This window comes from Streptomyces sp. NPDC051907 (genome assembly GCF_040681075.1).
Classification (GTDB): Bacteria; Actinomycetota; Actinomycetes; order Streptomycetales; family Streptomycetaceae; genus Streptomyces.
On the sequence record NZ_JBFAYB010000008.1, the window covers coordinates 131596 to 146976 of the forward strand.

The 15381-nt window shown below is 68.7% G+C and carries 13 protein-coding genes and 3 pseudogenes; 10 read left to right on the top strand and 6 right to left on the bottom strand.

Annotated features, from left to right (window positions below; all coding sequences use genetic code 11):
• The first annotated feature begins 363 nt into the window (after positions 1–363).
• The 6 genes and pseudogenes from AB0M39_RS08080 to AB0M39_RS08105 form a co-directional block, all read left to right on the top strand.
• Positions 364–987 carry a hypothetical protein gene (locus tag AB0M39_RS08080; RefSeq protein ID WP_365361407.1) on the top strand — a complete coding sequence of 208 codons (624 nt, stop codon included), beginning with the start codon at positions 364–366 and terminating at the stop codon, positions 985–987.
• A gap of 258 nt (positions 988–1245) precedes the next feature.
• On the top strand, positions 1246–2265 hold the full coding sequence (locus tag AB0M39_RS08085; RefSeq protein WP_365361409.1) for an RNA-binding protein: 1020 nt from the start codon (positions 1246–1248) through the stop codon (positions 2263–2265).
• 427 nt (positions 2266–2692) lie between these two features.
• Positions 2693–3445, top strand: coding sequence for a thioredoxin domain-containing protein (locus AB0M39_RS08090; protein ID WP_365361411.1), 753 nt, complete (start codon positions 2693–2695; stop codon positions 3443–3445).
• Between the two features lie 264 nt (positions 3446–3709).
• Positions 3710–3853 (top strand): type I-E CRISPR-associated protein Cas6/Cse3/CasE, encoded by a 144-nt coding sequence (locus AB0M39_RS08095; RefSeq protein ID WP_365361510.1) that lies wholly within the window; start codon positions 3710–3712, stop codon positions 3851–3853.
• A 1047-nt stretch (positions 3854–4900) separates the two neighbouring features.
• Positions 4901–6271: a hypothetical protein gene (locus tag AB0M39_RS08100; protein WP_365361413.1), complete on the top strand. Its 1371-nt coding sequence runs from the start codon at positions 4901–4903 to the stop codon at positions 6269–6271.
• Between the two features lie 644 nt (positions 6272–6915).
• Positions 6916–7137 (top strand): annotated as a pseudogene (locus AB0M39_RS08105) (transposase); the annotation flags it as partial.
• Here the strand turns inward: AB0M39_RS08105 and AB0M39_RS08110 are convergent.
• Both AB0M39_RS08110 and AB0M39_RS08115 read right to left on the bottom strand, forming a co-directional pair.
• A pseudogene (locus AB0M39_RS08110) lies at positions 7135–7470 on the bottom strand (ABC transporter substrate-binding protein); the annotation flags it as partial. The pseudogenes AB0M39_RS08105 and AB0M39_RS08110 sit on opposite strands and share 3 nt — an antisense overlap.
• A 50-nt stretch (positions 7471–7520) precedes the next feature.
• Positions 7521–8261 carry a carbonic anhydrase family protein gene (locus AB0M39_RS08115; RefSeq protein ID WP_365361415.1) on the bottom strand — a complete coding sequence of 247 codons (741 nt, stop codon included), beginning with the start codon at positions 8259–8261 and terminating at the stop codon, positions 7521–7523.
• Between the two features lie 508 nt (positions 8262–8769).
• Between AB0M39_RS08115 and AB0M39_RS08120 the strand changes: the two genes are divergently transcribed.
• Together AB0M39_RS08120 and AB0M39_RS08125 are read left to right on the top strand one after the other, a co-directional pair.
• Positions 8770–10050 carry a DUF6777 domain-containing protein gene (locus AB0M39_RS08120; protein ID WP_365361417.1) on the top strand — a complete coding sequence of 427 codons (1281 nt, stop codon included), beginning with the start codon at positions 8770–8772 and terminating at the stop codon, positions 10048–10050.
• 433 nt (positions 10051–10483) lie between these two features.
• Positions 10484–11146 (top strand): GPP34 family phosphoprotein, encoded by a 663-nt coding sequence (locus AB0M39_RS08125; RefSeq protein ID WP_365361419.1) that lies wholly within the window; start codon positions 10484–10486, stop codon positions 11144–11146.
• Between the two features lie 50 nt (positions 11147–11196).
• Here AB0M39_RS08125 and AB0M39_RS08130 read toward each other — a convergent pair.
• From AB0M39_RS08130 to AB0M39_RS08145, 4 genes and pseudogenes are all read right to left on the bottom strand, one after another.
• Positions 11197–11346: pseudogene (locus tag AB0M39_RS08130) on the bottom strand (IS5/IS1182 family transposase); the annotation flags it as partial.
• Between the two features lie 300 nt (positions 11347–11646).
• The gene (locus tag AB0M39_RS08135; RefSeq protein WP_365361421.1) at positions 11647–11886 is read right to left on the bottom strand and encodes a hypothetical protein; all 240 of its coding nucleotides are present in this window, start codon (positions 11884–11886) and stop codon (positions 11647–11649) included.
• A 24-nt stretch (positions 11887–11910) separates the two neighbouring features.
• Positions 11911–12015 (bottom strand): polymorphic toxin type 17 domain-containing protein, encoded by a 105-nt coding sequence (locus tag AB0M39_RS08140; protein ID WP_365361423.1) that lies wholly within the window; start codon positions 12013–12015, stop codon positions 11911–11913.
• A 196-nt stretch (positions 12016–12211) separates the two neighbouring features.
• Complete coding sequence (locus AB0M39_RS08145; protein WP_365361426.1) at positions 12212–12910, bottom strand: nucleotidyltransferase domain-containing protein; 699 nt, start codon at positions 12908–12910, stop codon at positions 12212–12214.
• A gap of 409 nt (positions 12911–13319) precedes the next feature.
• Here AB0M39_RS08145 and AB0M39_RS08150 point away from each other — a divergent pair, with 409 nt between their 5' ends.
• Positions 13320–14015 carry a hypothetical protein gene (locus AB0M39_RS08150; RefSeq protein ID WP_365361428.1) on the top strand — a complete coding sequence of 232 codons (696 nt, stop codon included), beginning with the start codon at positions 13320–13322 and terminating at the stop codon, positions 14013–14015.
• A gap of 332 nt (positions 14016–14347) precedes the next feature.
• Positions 14348–14779, top strand: a complete 432-nt coding sequence (locus AB0M39_RS08155; RefSeq protein WP_365361430.1) for a DUF5958 family protein — start codon at positions 14348–14350, stop codon at positions 14777–14779.
• The last annotated feature ends 602 nt before the right edge of the window (positions 14780–15381 follow it).

A 15381-nucleotide genomic window follows, 5' to 3' on the forward strand; every position in this document is an offset into this window, starting at 1 on the left:
CTGCGGCCGCAGCTTGCCCGCGCGGACGCCGCGCTCATGCCGACGGGCGACGGCTGGCGAAATCCCGCCACTTTGCGACTTCTTTGCCATCGGGTGTGTCGACGCACGCCTGGCGAGAGCCAAGCCTTTGACGGCGGGCGGCCGACGAAACCAACAAGGGACGTGCCGACAGGGCGTCAGGCCGGGCAGGGGGCAGCGCGATAGAGCCGTCCGCCTACGAAGCGGCCCTGCTGGGGGTATGAGCTCTGATGACGTTGGTGATACTGACCTGGCTCCGATCGGAGGACGGTCGTCGGCTGGGGTCACGCTCGACTGGACCTGCCCGCATCGGGCTGTGTCAGTGGCTGGTGGCACTCTTACGGCGTGCTGATTCAGGGATACGACGACGGCCCGCTGGTAGCCGGGGAGCCGCTGCTGGGGCGCCCGGGCTTCTGGTCGAACTACCTCATGGCGATGTGTGCTGGCGGGACGTGTGCTGAGCGTCCACTTCCGGAGTGGTTCGGTGACGACGGCGCTGACGCCGATGCCTTGTCCGAGACACTCTTCGACCCCGAGCGCTGGCCTGTCTTCCGCGTGCCCGCCGCCGACGGTCCCGGAGTCGTAGTGATCTACCGCAACCTGGTCGGCGACTACGGCATCGACTACCTGCTCACCCACCCAGGCCGGAGCTACGCCCAGCAGATCGCCAACTGGGAAGGGCACCTGTCGGGGAGCGGGCTGACGTGGCAGGAAGTGGTACGTATCGCCGACACCCCATCGTGCGCGACCGAAGGGGTCTGGGACACGGCCGCACGCCTCCTCCTGGTCCTCCCGCTCTTCAACGACCTGGACATGACGTCGGCGGCGCTGACACGGATCAGCGCTGCCCTGACTGATGCCGGAGCACCGCTTGACACCGCGACCGAGACGGCACAGCACCTGATGGCCCACCTGACGAGAAGGACCACACACGATCCCAGGTGGGGTTCGCCGCTGAGCAACGGATAGAGGGCGGGCCAGCCTTCGCGCACGGCTTCGGCAGTCCGATCGAGGACCGGCCCGCGCGGCACGGAGCACAGCCATGATGGAGGCGCTGGCAGACCTGCCGCCCATGGTGATCGCCGATCTGTTCGGCATCCCCCCGGCACCGCCGCCCGGTGGGCGAGGTCCGCCGACGACAGCTGGGCCGACTATCTGACCACGCCTCCCAGCTGACGACGCGAATTCCCTCGACGTGGGAAGAGGTCTGTGCGGGAGGATGAGGCCATGCTGGCCTACGTCTACCGCGTCACGAAGTACGACCCCGCCGACCGCAACGAGCACGGCCACTACACCGGCCCAGAGGACACCGACAGCGACCACGGTGAGGTCGAGGCGGCGTATCTTCAGTCGGTCGCGGCGTTCGCCACGGAAACTGGCGTCGATCACCTGGTCATCCGTGAACCGGGGGTCCCTTCCGTCGCGCACTTCGGCGTCGAACCTCCGGTGGACGGCTACGGGCTGGACGGACTCTTCCCACCCGCTCCCAGCGCCGCAGCTGGCCCCAGTCTTCCGCCCGGCTTCCATGACGGGGCCCAGGTGTCGCTCCGCACCGGTCTTGAACTGGTCAGGGGCATGCTGCGCGGCAACGGGGCATGGTGCCGACTCGAAGCCGAGGGTGTGTTCGCGGTCAATGTGGGCTGGGACCAGTACCTCTACATCGGCAGCAACCGCCCCTGCGAGGAGGCGCTCGACGAGACCCGTGCGATTGGCCTGTTTCCTGAGCGCGTGACGTCTTCCCCGTACGACTTCGACTCGGACGCTGACGGGGCCGACCCTCCGCGGCCGGGAGACGACGACTTCTGGGACGGTCTGGGCTCGGCGGTTGCCTCCGGTCGTGCCGGGGTCTTGGAAGAGACGTTCGTCGAAGGTGCGACACGCTGGCACTGCCTCACCCACGACACCATCGCTGCGGTTCGGGCCGGCATTGCTCCCCGTGCCCGTCTGGCTGTGCGGCCCCCTCTGTCCTCTGACATTGACGCAGTTCTTGCCTCCCTCCCCGCAGACGGTCTCGTTGAGGGTGTCTGGCAGGACAAGGATGGCCGTATCCACAGCGCCATCTGCGACGAGGATGCGTTCCCGGAACTGGCCTCCCGGATATCGTCGGCCTCTGCTGCCGTACTCATCTCCGGCTATGAGGGCGAGGACATGCCTCTGTACACCGCTGTCATGCCTGACGACGACGGCGTGGTGCGAGCGCGTTGGCGTCCGCAACCCGCATCGGGCGACCAGGCCAGCAGACGATGAGCCAGTCGCACTGACGACGGGGCGGTCGCATCAGGCAGTCTGCGCCGGGCAATACCGGAAACGTCGCGTCGTTCGGTGGGACTGTCTGCGACGGCCCTCTCCCAACGCATCTCCACTGGCAGGTACGGCGGCCGCGAGATCTCGAACCACTCGCCGCCGACGTTGGTGGCGGCACAGCACCGGGAACAGGACAAGATCTCCAGTTCCCACGCAGTCGGCGACAGAGGGCATCGCCGCATCGTCCGCCCCCACACATCGCACTCCACGAGCGGATCTCACACACCTGCATGCGCGGCTCCAACCCGCCGGCATGGCGCGAGCAGCCGAACACCCCGCCGGACACAACCCACTTCAAGACACCTCCCTCGAAATCATGTGTAGATCGCACGCGGAGGAGCCTAGAGTCGGGTTTTTCAGGGAGGGGATCATGCAGGCGAAGAGCGTTCGAAGACCTTGTGCAGTGGCGGCGTTGGCGACTGTGGGGGTGATGCTGGCTGGCTGTGGGCCTCAGGCTCCGGCGGCCGCCACACCTGCGACCCCGGCCCCGTACGCGGGGGTTGCGGAACTGCCGGAGGCTCTGGATCCGGACGGCACGACGATCGTGGTGGGGGATCCGCGCGCCGAGACGAAGGTACGAGTCTATGAAGATCCGCGCTGCCCGGTCGTCGAGGAATACGAGCGAACCGGCGCCGGCGCAGCACAGGAGATGGCCCTTGCCCGCAAGGTGAGGAAGGAGTACGTCTTCGCGTCGTTCAGGGACGAGAGCCTCGGCGGCGACGGCTCCAAGCGGGCGGTCAACGCCCTGCGCGCCGCGCTGGACGCGGGCAAGTTCGCCGAGTACCACGCAGTGCTGTTCGAGAACCAGGAGGAGGTCGAGCTCAATGGAGGCTTCACCACGGCCTCCCTGCTGAGACTCGCCGACAAGGTGAGCGGACTGCGGAGCAAGACCTTCGACTCCGCCGTCACGACCATGAAGTACCGGTCGTTCGTCACCGCCTCCCAGGACGCCTACCAGGCGGTCGACGGGTCCGTGGGGGACGGGCCGGGCACTCCCTCCGTGACGATCAACCACAAGGAGGTCCCGGAGGACATCGGCGGCGTGATCATGGAGAGGGAAGTGTTCAAGATCCTGCTGAACGACGTCCACATCAGGCCCTGGGCCTGGAGGGCCAACCCGTAGCACCAGCCGCGGGCAGCCTCCCCGGACGGCCGCAGCGGGGAGGCCGGTGGCCGCCTCGCTGGTCCCCGCTCCGGGGAGGCGACGCTGAGACGAAGACCAGACCAGCACGTCGCCCAGGCTCCAACACTTCGCGGAACGACTCGAACTCCGCGGCGGCGGTGGCCTCGGGGCCGTCGGCCCGCCCGTAGATCGCGGACTGTTCGCGCTGAAGGGCCTGGGGGGAGCCTCACCCTCCACTCCCAGCCCCTCGGCGCCGCCCAGGGCATCCGCGGCAGCCGCAGCTCCGGCACACAGCAACGCGTACACCACGCATGCGTCCACTTCGACGGCACCGCTGCGATCATCGACCCGGACCCGCGCCGCACCAAGCTCATCGACGGCATCGAACGAGGAAAGGCCTACGGCTGAGTCTTCCGCCGGCCGGCAGCCGTTGCGGTACGGCCGCGCCGCCGCCCGGCGCGAGCCCGGCCGCGCCCTCGTCCCCGGGTTGCCGCCAGAGCATGTCGGTGAGCTCCAGGTCCGCGGGCCGCCCCGCCTGGAACTCTGTCCGGGACATGTCCCGGACAGGGCCGGCGGGCGCCGGAGCGGCTGCTTGCTGCGCACCGTACGAAGTGGCAGGCGTCACCGGGGCCACCGGCCCCGGGAGCGTCGGACCATCCGGCCGCCGGCCCGATCCTGGCCCGCCATGGGCGCCACTCGCAAAAGCTCCAGAACTCGTCCCGACCAGGGCCAGCCGACCATCGGCCTTCACTCCGCTCCCACCACCGGCTTCACCCCCTCACCAGCGCGCTGCGTAACGACAGCACCAGCATGACCAGGCGCGAGCTGATCGAGGTCAGTCGCTCCACATGCTTCCAGGCACCAACACCGCGGCGGTATGGCCACCGCTGGAGACCCGAGCCCTGCACCGTGAGCACCTGATCGAGCGGCAGCACAGCAGAAAGCCCCGGGCTCGCGCCCGGGGCTTCTCTGTTCCTCCTGGGATTCACCGGCGGTGGCCGGCGCCCCACGCGAAGGCCAGGTCGTCCAGCAGGACCTCCTTCAGCTCGGATGTGAGCGAGCGTCGCTGAGATTGCTCACGGTCGCTGAACTGGCCCAGAGAGGCTGCTGCTGCGGGCGGCTGACCGGGCCGGGCCCCGACCCGTGGCCTCGACGTCGCGGAGCCGTTCGGGGCTAACGCCGACGGCCCAGGAGGCGCACGGGGGGCGCAGGGCCCGATCTGTCAATGCCCCTTGGCGCGGTGCGCGCCCCAGGTGTTGCTGCGGCCCGGACCTGATCAGTGCACATACCTTCCCTGTTGGCAGGACCGCGCGAGCCATCGGTGATGCGACACCGAGGCCGACGCAGGCGCGGGCGCACCCGGGCAGCCGGAACCGCCACCGCGTCGCGGAGCCCCCCGGCCGACAGGCGGTCCCTGCGGTTACTCATCCGACAGACAAGGTAAGGCGGCAGTACATGGCTATGCGCAGCAGCGAGCCGAGGGTCGACGTCAGCACCGATCCGTGGACGGACGCGGACGGCGCCGAGGAGTCGCAGGGCAGCAGGCCGGAACCACTCAGGCAGGGAGTGCTGTTCACGCCCGCGCTGCGGGCGGACACGGCCCGCAGGGTGAACAAGCCGAATAAGGTGTGGGAGCTCACCGGCGCGTGGGACTACGCGGGGGAGACGGCCACCGGCACCGCCGCCGTCTACTACGGCCTCGCCCCCGACGGCACGCCCCACGAGGGCCTGGTCAATCCGATGATCTTCGCGGACGGGTTCAACTACGGCGAGAGCGACCTCGGTGATCTCTACGCCCACCTCGACTCGCCCTACAACGCCGACGGCAAGCGGCTGCTCAGCCAGCTGCTCGCAGCGGGCGTGGACGTCATCCTGCTGGGCTTCAAGGAGCGCCACACCCACATCCAGGCCAACGCCGCCGTCGCGGTCAGCGCCATCCGCAAGGCCATCGCCGACCGGCAGGAAGGCGGCGCCCCCCTGATCGTGGGCGGCGTCAGCATGGGCGGACTCATCACCCGATACGCGCTGGCCTGGATGGAGAACGAGGGGGAGGACCACAAGAGCCGCATCTACCTTTCCTACGACTCCCCGCACAACGGCGCCTGGATCCCTGTCGCTCTGCAGCAGCTGGCGTACTTCTTCGAGTCCGTCCCGGACCCCTCCGGCAAGCCGAAGCAGGCCGAGCTGATCAGGAGCGCCGCCGCCCAGCAGCTCCTGTGGGCCTGGGTGCCGAACGCCAAGGACTCCGGCGCCGTCGCGACCTGGAGCGACAAGCGCGGCCGGTTCCTCCAGGACCTGAAGGACGTCGGATGGTTCCCGTCCAAGCCGGGCCTGCGCAGGATCGGCGTCGCCAACGGCACCGGCGACGGCACCGCGGGCCCGCTGCTGCCCGACGAGCTGGTCTTCGACTGGACATCCCCGGGAATCGCCCGCGCGGTACTGCGCACCCAGCCGGCCTTCGGCCAGCTCCAGGAAGTCGTACGGATGTCGGCCCTGTTCCTCGGCTACCGTACGAGCCGTACCAGTGAGATCCCCCCGCTCGACGGCGCGCCCGGCGGCACCCTCGCCTCCTACGGCATGCTTGCCGACGCACTCGGCGCCACGATCGACGACCGCCACCGCTCCGGCTGCTTCGTACCCTCGGTCAGCGCCGTCGCCCTCAAGTACGACCCCGTCACCTGGGACGTCGACCTCACCACCAACCTGAACGACCTCCCCGCCGGCCGTAGCGAGCTGGACGCGTTCCACTGCGACACCGCCAACTCCGAGCACAGCCTGGTGACCGAGAGCCTCGCCGAGTGGATCCTCGCCGAACTCATCGGCTGACCACACCGGCCACCAGTGCGATATGCCGGTTCGGTGTCAGTGATGGCATGTCAGGTGGTGCTGGTGGCAGTTGGTTTTGGGATCGAGCCCTGACGCGGGGCGGTGTTCGTGGAGTGGCGCGGCGGCCCTGCCCACGAGCTCAGCGCCGCCTGACGTCCGAGCGACCGCAGCCGGGCAGGACGGCCCTGCCCGGCTGCGGTGGCTACTCCCAGGGCCGCGGTAGCGCGTGCCACAGGGGTCTGAGCCGGTCCGGCGGATGGGTGAGGAACGTGTCCACCAGCCGGGCCGTGATGGACCGCGCGACGAGCGTGGGCGGTGTCTTGGGCTATCGCGGCGGTCAGACCGGCACCGACAGCGGGCTGCTGCGGGACAGGCGCGGGGCCGGGCGGCTGGACGGGCACGGGAACGTTGTCCCGGGCCACGGTGCTGCTTCCCTTGAGAGCAGAGGGATCGAGAACAGAGGACACCTGTTGTGATGTTGTCCGCGTTGGGGAGGCGAGCGCCTCGCGGTCGGCGGTCCCGCTGCGGCTCTCTGCCTGGGAGCGTCACTGTGTAGCGGTGGACATAGCAGGAGCAGGCGGCCGTCCTCGTCGGTCTTCTTGATCCAGGTCTGTGGCCGGGACGGGTTCTTCCCCAGCCGGGCCCGCGCGGACCATGTCACGGGCCGCACCCGGGGTGCCAAGGGCGCGACTCCTATCGTCCGCCGCACCGGGAACCGGTTCTCCGTGAACCCGATGTCCGCGATCAGCACCCGCGGCCGGATGCACTTCATGGTCTTCACCGATTCGTTCGACGCGAAGGTTATGTGCCGCTTCGTCGCCCGGACAGTCGGGCAGTTCGACCGGAAGGTCCACCTGATCGTCGACGTCCGTGTCGATCTGCTGCGCGGTCGTCGCCAGACCGGCCTTGAGATCTCTCACCGAGCCCCCTCTCGTACTGGTAGGCGAAGTCCTGGAGCGTCACCTGGTACGCGCCGCCGTCGGCCTGTGCCGGGGTGGTGTTCGACTTCGGATGCTGCGCGATCTCGATGAACGCTTTGACTCCGGGCTCGATCTCAGCTTTGGCGACTTGAGCGACTCCAGTGTGGAGGGCACATTGCGGATCACGTTGGAGAAGGCCACAACCGTCTTCGTGTCGGACGGGTAGCCCTTGCCGTAGTCGGCGATCTGGTCGTCGGCAACGGGCAGCGGGGCGGGCCCGGGAGCATGAAGGGCGGGCGTCTGGGGCGCGGGCGTCCCGTCGGCTGCTGCTACCACCAACGGTGGCGGTCGCTCGCGATACGCCGGTCGCCGAGTGGTTGTACCGCGCGCGCGTTGCCTCTGGGGAAGAGCGTGCGGTAGTGGTCCAGCGCGGCGGCCGACGCCTGGACGGGATGGGTCAGCACGTTCCAGCGGACTCCCGGCGTGTAGGGGCAGACGGTGGTGGAGCCGAGGTAGCGGTAGGACTCGGTGCAGGCCGGCAGCAACGCGTCGAGCTCCACTGCCGGGACGTCCCAGGGGTCCTCGTCCCGGCGCGCCGAGGAGAGCAGCCGGTCCAGCGAGTCGTTGGACTCGCCGGGGTGGACGAAGACGCCGATCACCGCGTAGTCGCCGTCCCTGGCGGCGGACCCGCTGCCTTCCGTGGACCGCACGTATTTGAGGTGCTGCTCCATCGGGAAGGTCACTCCGCTGACGGTGTGCTCGGACGGGGTGTGCCAGTGCACGTCGACCAGCCGGTATGAGTCGCCGCCGATGCTCAGCCGACATTCCTGTCCGGGCAGCGGCTCGGCCTTGACCGTGCTCTCCTCGCCCCTTTCGCGCTCTGTCCGCTCTTCCTCGGGGCGCTGCTGCCGCGCACGCTCGAAGCGCAGCCGCATCGCGAGTGTCGCCGGGTGGTGGAATCGCAGAGGAGGAAGGACCGAACTGTCGGTGGCCTGCGGGCGGATGTCGACGGGGCTCTGCGAGAGCAGCGGACTGCTCGTGGTGGAGGGCGAGGGGGCGGTCAGAGACATGGGCGAGTGCACACCTTCGGCTGGGGCGGACGGCCCGGAGACGGGCCACGGATGTCATCTCCCCTCGACAGCGCCCGTGTCCGCACCCGTAACGGGCAAGATCACCTGTAGTGCTGAACCGGGCCGCCGCGGATTGACGTCCCGTACGTCTCGTACCGCAGTTCCGGCGCCCTGCGATCCGGATCCGGTCCGACAGCGCGGGCACCGGGACGTGCCAGACCCCGATCCAGAAACACCGGCCGAACACCCCCGGTCCTGGGCATCGCCGACGCCCTGGACACCCGGACACCCAGGGACTTCGATCAGGCCCTGCAGCTACGGTCGGCGCCGAGAGGGGGCGAGGTCGCCGCCCGCGTCGCGGTATTGGGACGAGACGACGTCCCAGGAGCGGGCGCTGCGCGCCCCGTGCGCAACCGAACGCTGTCGAGTGCGCCGGTACGCGGATGGCGGCGGCGGGTGCGCCTCCAGGACCATCGATGCTCCGTAACGCGGATCACGGGGGGACGTCATGGCGCGTGGGACCACTTCGGCATGCAATCGGCGGATTCTCGCGGTCTGTCTGGTGCTGTCGCTCTTCCTGGGAGCGACGGCGATGGCCTGCACGGCCAGGAAGGTCGTCAAGGTCGCCGCGGAATCGGTCGCCTACGCCACGGCGGACGCCTTCTTCACCGGTGGCCTCGGCTTCGGCAGGAGCATCGCCCCCACTCTGGCCAAGGGCGGTGTCTACAAGGGCGACAGAGCCGGCCTGTACGGCGGCACTCTGCGCAAGTCCAGCTGCGACGTGCGCGCTCTCATCTCCTTCCTCAAGAAGCCCGAGAACCGCGAGAAGGCCCGGGCATGGGCCGAGGTCCTCGACATCGACGGCGTCGACGAGATCGGGGCGTATCTCAAGAAGCTCACCCCGGTCCTCCTCGGCAACGACACCCTCGTCCGCAACCACGGCTTCAAGAAGGGAGAAGCCCACGCCTACGACGCCGTCCTCGAAGCCGGAACCGCAGTCCTCATCGACCTGCTCGGCCTGCCCGTCGTCAAGTGCAACTGCGGCAACCCCCTCGCCTCCACGCAGACGGGCCTCGGCGACTTGGAACTCGACTTCAAGGGCAAGAAGTGGAAGTACGAGAAGAAGCGGGCCGTGAAGGTCGAGGAGAGTCCCCGGAAGCAGTCCGTGGTGGTCCTCGCCGACGTGGAGGAGGCGGGCAAGGACATCGAGCGCCAGCCCGGCGCCGACGGCGTCGAGGACGACGAGCGGATCGCCTCTGGTCGGCCAGTCGCCGTACCCGACCTGCGCGGCCGTACGGAGGCCGATGCGCGCACCGAGCTGGGGCGGCTGGGCCTGAAGACGAGGACCGAGCCCGTCCCCGGCTCCGACGCCGAGCACGGCAGCGTCGTGGGCCTCGACCCCGAGCCCGACACGGAGGTTCAGGCCGGCTCGACGGTCACCTTGGAGGTGGCGGGCGAGGGCGCCGGAACGCCGCAGCCCGGGACAACGCAGCTCGGGACGGTGCCCGACGTCAGGGATCTGACTGAGGCTGAGGCGAAAGAGCGGCTCGCCCAGTTCGGACTGACCGCGGTCGTTCAGTACCAGGATGCCGCCGACGTCGAACGCGAAGGAGTAGTCGGGCAGGCCCCGGCACCCGGTGCGGAACTGCCGGAGGACGGCTCGGTCACGATCAATGTACGCCGTCCGTCGGGCCCGGATCCCTCGCCGACCGACGGGGGGAGCACCATTGCGGAGACCCCGTCGGAGCCTGGGGACGCGTCCACCGGCGGTGCCGACGGCGGGCAGTGAGCAATGAGAGCGGGCGCTCGACGGCGCCGCCCGCTGCTCGACGACGTCCTGATCCCGATCGACTGGCAAGGGGCGTCCGCCCTGCACGGTGGGCGCGCTGGGGCAGCCGTGAGTCCCTCGACCCGGTCCACGTCGTCCCGACGTGGTCGCGGAGATCAGCGCTGACACGGCCCAGGCCTGGCGTGCCACTGCGGTTCGGGTCCCTGGTGAGCTTGGGCGGCTCCGTGGGCAGGGGCACGGCGGAGAGCCTCGTCTGTACGTGTCCTGTGTGTAGCGGAAGTCGGGGGCTAGGCCGTTTCGTTCGGATCAGTCAGTGGGTCAGACCTGAGGTGAGAGGGGTACGACCAGGAGCCGGATTCAACGGGGAACCTCTTAGCGGCTCCGGGCGTCTGATCATGAGAGAGGATCACGGGCGTATGCGGGGGTAGTACGTATGGCGATCACGTTGGCTGAGGAGATCATGCTGCTGTCGCTGGACGATGAGTCCGGGTCGGCGAAGCAGCGGCAGGCCGCTGGGTGGGCGGTGTCGGGCGGGATCCTGCTCGAACTGGTTCTGGCCGGGCGGGTTTCCGTTGTGGGCAAGCACCTCGAACTGACAGACACGACGCCGACCGGGGACCAGCTGCTCGACAGCCGGACGGTATTGATTGAGACGTGGCTGCGCGGTCGCAAGCAGCGACGGGTTACGGATTGGCTGACGAGAGATCAGGCCAAGGCTGTCGGTGCGGCTCTAGAGAGCTTGTGCAAGCGCGGAGTGGTTGTGGAGGAGAAGCACAAGGCACTCGGCGTCTTCCCGATGCGGCGCTATCCCGAGGCCGATGGCGCCGTGGAGACCGAGTTGCGGGAACGGCTCCGCGCCGTCGTACTGGGCGGTGCCGAGCCGGACACACGGACTGCGGGGTTGATCGCGTTGATCCACTCCGCCAAGCTGCACCGCCTGGCCTTTCCCGACGGTCCGCGCAAGCAGGTCGCCGCGCGGATGGGAGAGGTGGCCGCCGGGCAATGGGCGGCCGAGAGTGTCCGTGCTGCCCTCCGCGACATGCAGGCGGCTATGGTCGCGGTCACCGTGGTCACGGCGACCATGGCCGGGAGTTAGACCATTGCTTCGGATCATCGGGCGGACCAGATGAAGATGCCTGCGGTGTAGAGTCCGGTGAGGTAGATGGTTGCGGTCTTCTCGTAGCGGGTGGCGATGCCGCGCCATTGCTTCTAGCCGTTGATGCACCGCTCGACGGTGTTGCGTTGTTTGTATGCCTCGCGGTCGAAGGCGGGTGGTCTGCCGCCTTGGTTGCCTCGCCGTAGGCGGTGGGCCGGCTGGCTGGCCGGGACGGGGATAACCGCGCCGGATTCCGCCTGCACGCCTACAAGTGCGGGCAGTCCAGCCGCCGTCTCTTTCAACCGAGCACGGAATTCTGCCATGCGTTGGTCGGCCTCGCCGAACGCTCGCCGACGCCGTCCCCCACGTGAAGGGACGTTTCCCGTCGGGCAACCGAGACCTGCCTGCCACAGTGAATGTGGAGCGCGCGGCCGGCCGGGCACCGCGGGCTCAACGCGTCCGTCAGGAATTCACAGGCACGCCCCGCCTCCCGAATACGCTCAGTAGTAGTCGCCCCGCTCGCGGTCCTGTCCCGTCGGTTCCAGTTCTTCCCGCTCGAACTGCACCAGGAAGTCGTGGTCGTCCAGCATCACCGCATAGGCCGGTGGAGTGTCAGGTCTGGTGGGCTCGGTGATTCCGAGGATGGCCCCCAGCTGGCCCATCAGTTCCGGACGCCTGGGCGAACTGACCACCCGGACTTCCGCATAGAAATGGAACGCGTCCTCCGCCGCCTGCCCCATGCCGAGGTTCCAGCCCTTCCCTTGTCACTTGTGCGTGATCTCTCCGTCGAGGGAGACATTCAGATGACTGCCGTCCCGGCTGAGCCAGCCCAGCTGGGCCCGCCCCTTCTTGCTGAGTGCATGTCCCACTCGAAGGGCTGCCCAGCGGTCCGTGCCGGACGTCCCCCCCGGGTGCCGGACCGCGAGATGATGCGTGAGGTGTACCCCGCATGCGGCTCAGGACAGGATCGCGCTTCTCCGGAGCGATGTCCCGCACGAACAACTGGCCTTAGCAGGCTGATCGCGGTCATGCCCGCCCGTGGCGGTGTGATCGCGCCCCACCGGCTCATCGGATGGCAACCCCGTCCCACAGCGGGCCGCCAGCCAGGTCTAGCACCTCTGACACGACTGTGGTGAAGACCTTCGCATCCCCGGCGATCGCCTGCGCGGCAGCTTGGGACAACGCTCGGTGCACCCCGGGGTCGGCCGCGGCCAGCCGCCGCGACAACCACTTGCCTCCGCCGAGCCAGTGCCCGCCGACCAGCAGGACCAGCTCCGAGGCGCGCTGCAGCATGTGCGAGACCAAGTACACCCGCTCTGCAGGGTCCGCGCAGCCACGCAGGTCATCGAGCAGGTCGGTCAGGACGTATCGCTGGTAGTCCCGCTCACGGTCCGAGAGCGGCGGCGGGCCCGCGGCCCAACGCTTTCGCGCCTCGTCCTGGAGCGAAGCGCCCAGCCCATCCGTGTCTACCAGGAGCATGCCGTCAGCACACATGGCGAGCAGCGGCGAACTCCGCTTCGCGGTCTCCTGGTCGGCGAAGCTGTGCCAGACGGCCTCGGTTTGCACGAACAGCTCCACCGGCCAGCCGCGGTACACCAGGTTCTCCCGGTTAGGCGCGGGCGGTCCGTCCAAGAGGACCACGATGTCCAGATCAGACGTGGGCGTCCGGCGGTCGGTCAGCACGCTGCCGGCGAGGAAGACCGCTCGGGCGGCGGGGAATCGGTCCCGCGCCAGCTCGTGGGCGGTGAGCACGGGGTCATCCATGATCGCAGCGTACGTGCCAGCGTTGGTCCCGTAGGAGGGTGGGTCCACCCACCACAGCGGGTGCACCTGCTCCTCATCAACTTTCATGCGTTCTATGGACAGCGAGTGATGCCGAACCCACCGACAAGTGCTTCGTTTCTTAGCCTACGCAGCCAATGGCGTCCTCGTGCTGCAAAACGTCTGCCAAGTTGGGGAGGTCGCAGCGTCACTTCTTGTGTGCGAAGGCGTCCGCGAGTTCGGCTGTCGGTTGGCGTGCACGGGTGGGCGGCATGTCCCTCGCATGCGCCCGCAGCGCAGGACGGCCTCTGCCAACACCACAGGCAGGCCGCGCTGTTGAGCGCCCACACACAATCTTCACGACGGGTGGGTTAGAGTCCGCCCCTACACCCACACATGTTCAGGAGCCCTCATGCCCGTGCAGGAGAACACCGACCTCAAATCCCAGTACGCCGACAAGGTCGCCGCCGACCTGGATCAGAACACGGCCGAACAGGGCCGCATCCGCGCCGAACTCGAAGCCCTGCAGACACAGCTCGCGACCCTGGAGCAGGACCACCTGCTCCTGCAGCGTATGAGCGACGCCCTCGCCGCCGCCAAGGCGGTCCCCGAGACTGAGACTCCCGCGACGCGCCACGGCGGCAAGCCCTCGTCCGCCCCGGCGGCCGAGGAAGCGCCGAAGAAGCCCGCCGCGAAGACGGCTACGGCGAAGAAGCCTGCGGCGAAGAAGGCGGCCGCCAAGAGGGCACCGGCCGCTCCGGCGCCCGCGGCCGCGAAGCAGAAGGCTGTGAAGAAGCCCGCGGCCACGAAGCAGACGACGGCGAAGACGACCGGCGGAAACGGTCCTGCGCTCGCCGACCTGATCCACGCACACCTCAGCTCCGAGGACGAGCCGCGTACGGCGGGCGAGATCGCGAAGGCTCTCGCCGCAGCTCACCCCGGCCGCAATGTGAACGACAACCTCGTGCGGACCACGACTGAGCGTCTGGTGGCCCGCAGCAGGGTCGAGCGTGCCAAGCAGGGCTCCACGGTGTACTACACGGCTCTCCCCGCCAGTGCCGCACCCTCCCCCGACGCCGCTGGGGGATCCGCAGCTGCCGCCGTTTGACCGGACGCGACTGGGCGGCCGGACGGCGGGGACAGCCGTGGCCGGGACGGTTGGGCGTACGGTGCGATGAGCCCTGACGGCCACTGCCTGTCAGGGGAGGAGCCCGGACTCTCATCCGCCCCTGCCGTACCCGCCCAGACGGTTGCCGTGCCGGGCTCGACCTTCTGGCTGTGTCGGTGTCTTCGGGAGCCATTCGGCAGCGAACCTGGAGTGGGAGTCCTGCGGCACCGCCAGAGGCTCGCGGGAGCGGACTGTTCCCGGTTCCCTCCCGCGCGGCTCTAGCGTGTGGATACCGGATTCCCCCGGAACCGTCATCGTGAAAGCATCAAGCGATGACCGAGACGAGCAGCGACGATGGCCGCACCTTCCTGCGCGAGACCGAACGGGTCGTCAACGAGATCGCTCAAGGGCTCCGCACGTTGGACGCTGGTGTGGGCTGGTTCTCCTGCCTCGCCCCGACAAGCCAGCAGGAGGTACTGCAGGAAGTCGCCGGCTATGCGATGCAGGCGCACGTTACAGCTGCGGACGGCCGTGCGGGGGTGGCGCGGTCCGGAGTGAAGCCCACGGCTAACCCCTCGGTAATGATCTGCATGGACCCGCCCCGCTACGGGTTCGCGGGCCTCCCCGCCGCCGAGTACGTCAAGGCATTCCGTGTTCTGGTTTCCGTGTTCGCCATTGCCGACACTCGCCGCCGCGAGACGTACTGCAAAGGCGTCTGCGGACATGCATGGCACAACCTGCCAGCTGCAACCGAGCAGCCGTAGCGGCCATTCCGGCTCTGGCCGGGCTGGATATCGGGCGGCTCCTCTCGTGTGACGCCCGGTCGGCTGGCCTGGGCTTGTTCGGCCTGGGCCTTGGTGTGAGTGAGGCGGTACGACTCAGTGCCGATCTGGATGATGGTGCCATTGAATTCGCGGAACTTGTACAGCCGGTGAACATCGAGGCCGGCGTGATGGCGAAGCCGGTGTCGGCTTGTGCGACCTGTCGCAATGCCTTGAGTCCGCCCTACCGGATCCGCCTCGAGTGCTCGGCGGCTCGGCAGGGCCTGTCGGCGATGGTGGCGGTGTCGGCGGTAGCGGGGCAGGTCGCTCCGCCACGTCGGTGAGCGCGGATCACGCTGCCGAGGGGCAGGCGCGACGCCTGTCCTGTAGACGTGTTCACTGTGCGATTGCCCGCGCTGATGGGTCATGTGGGTCAGTTGCGTCGGTCAGCATCCGCGCGAACCGGGGCGACGGGGCGAGGCCCCGGTTCCTCCTGCAGCTCGCCAGCGGAACGCCCGGTAATGACGCACCGCCTATTGCGCGGCACCGAGGCGAACACATGAGTCACGAAGAGCGCCAACGTCGCCCGTACACGGTTCACTTGG

Coding starts and splice junctions, on each gene's coding strand:
- AB0M39_RS08100 (WP_365361413.1), top strand. CDS start 4,901: ATGGCTATGCGCAGCAGCGAGCCGAGGGTCGACGTCAGCACCGATCCG.
- AB0M39_RS08150 (WP_365361428.1), top strand. CDS start 13,320: ATGCCCGTGCAGGAGAACACCGACCTCAAATCCCAGTACGCCGACAAG.
- AB0M39_RS08115 (WP_365361415.1), bottom strand. CDS start 8,261: ATGTCTCTGACCGCCCCCTCGCCCTCCACCACGAGCAGTCCGCTGCTC.
- AB0M39_RS08090 (WP_365361411.1), top strand. CDS start 2,693: ATGCAGGCGAAGAGCGTTCGAAGACCTTGTGCAGTGGCGGCGTTGGCG.
- AB0M39_RS08155 (WP_365361430.1), top strand. CDS start 14,348: ATGACCGAGACGAGCAGCGACGATGGCCGCACCTTCCTGCGCGAGACC.
- AB0M39_RS08125 (WP_365361419.1), top strand. CDS start 10,484: ATGGCGATCACGTTGGCTGAGGAGATCATGCTGCTGTCGCTGGACGAT.
- AB0M39_RS08145 (WP_365361426.1), bottom strand. CDS start 12,910: ATGGATGACCCCGTGCTCACCGCCCACGAGCTGGCGCGGGACCGATTC.
- AB0M39_RS08120 (WP_365361417.1), top strand. CDS start 8,770: ATGGCGCGTGGGACCACTTCGGCATGCAATCGGCGGATTCTCGCGGTC.
- AB0M39_RS08135 (WP_365361421.1), bottom strand. CDS start 11,886: ATGGGGCAGGCGGCGGAGGACGCGTTCCATTTCTATGCGGAAGTCCGG.
- AB0M39_RS08085 (WP_365361409.1), top strand. CDS start 1,246: ATGCTGGCCTACGTCTACCGCGTCACGAAGTACGACCCCGCCGACCGC.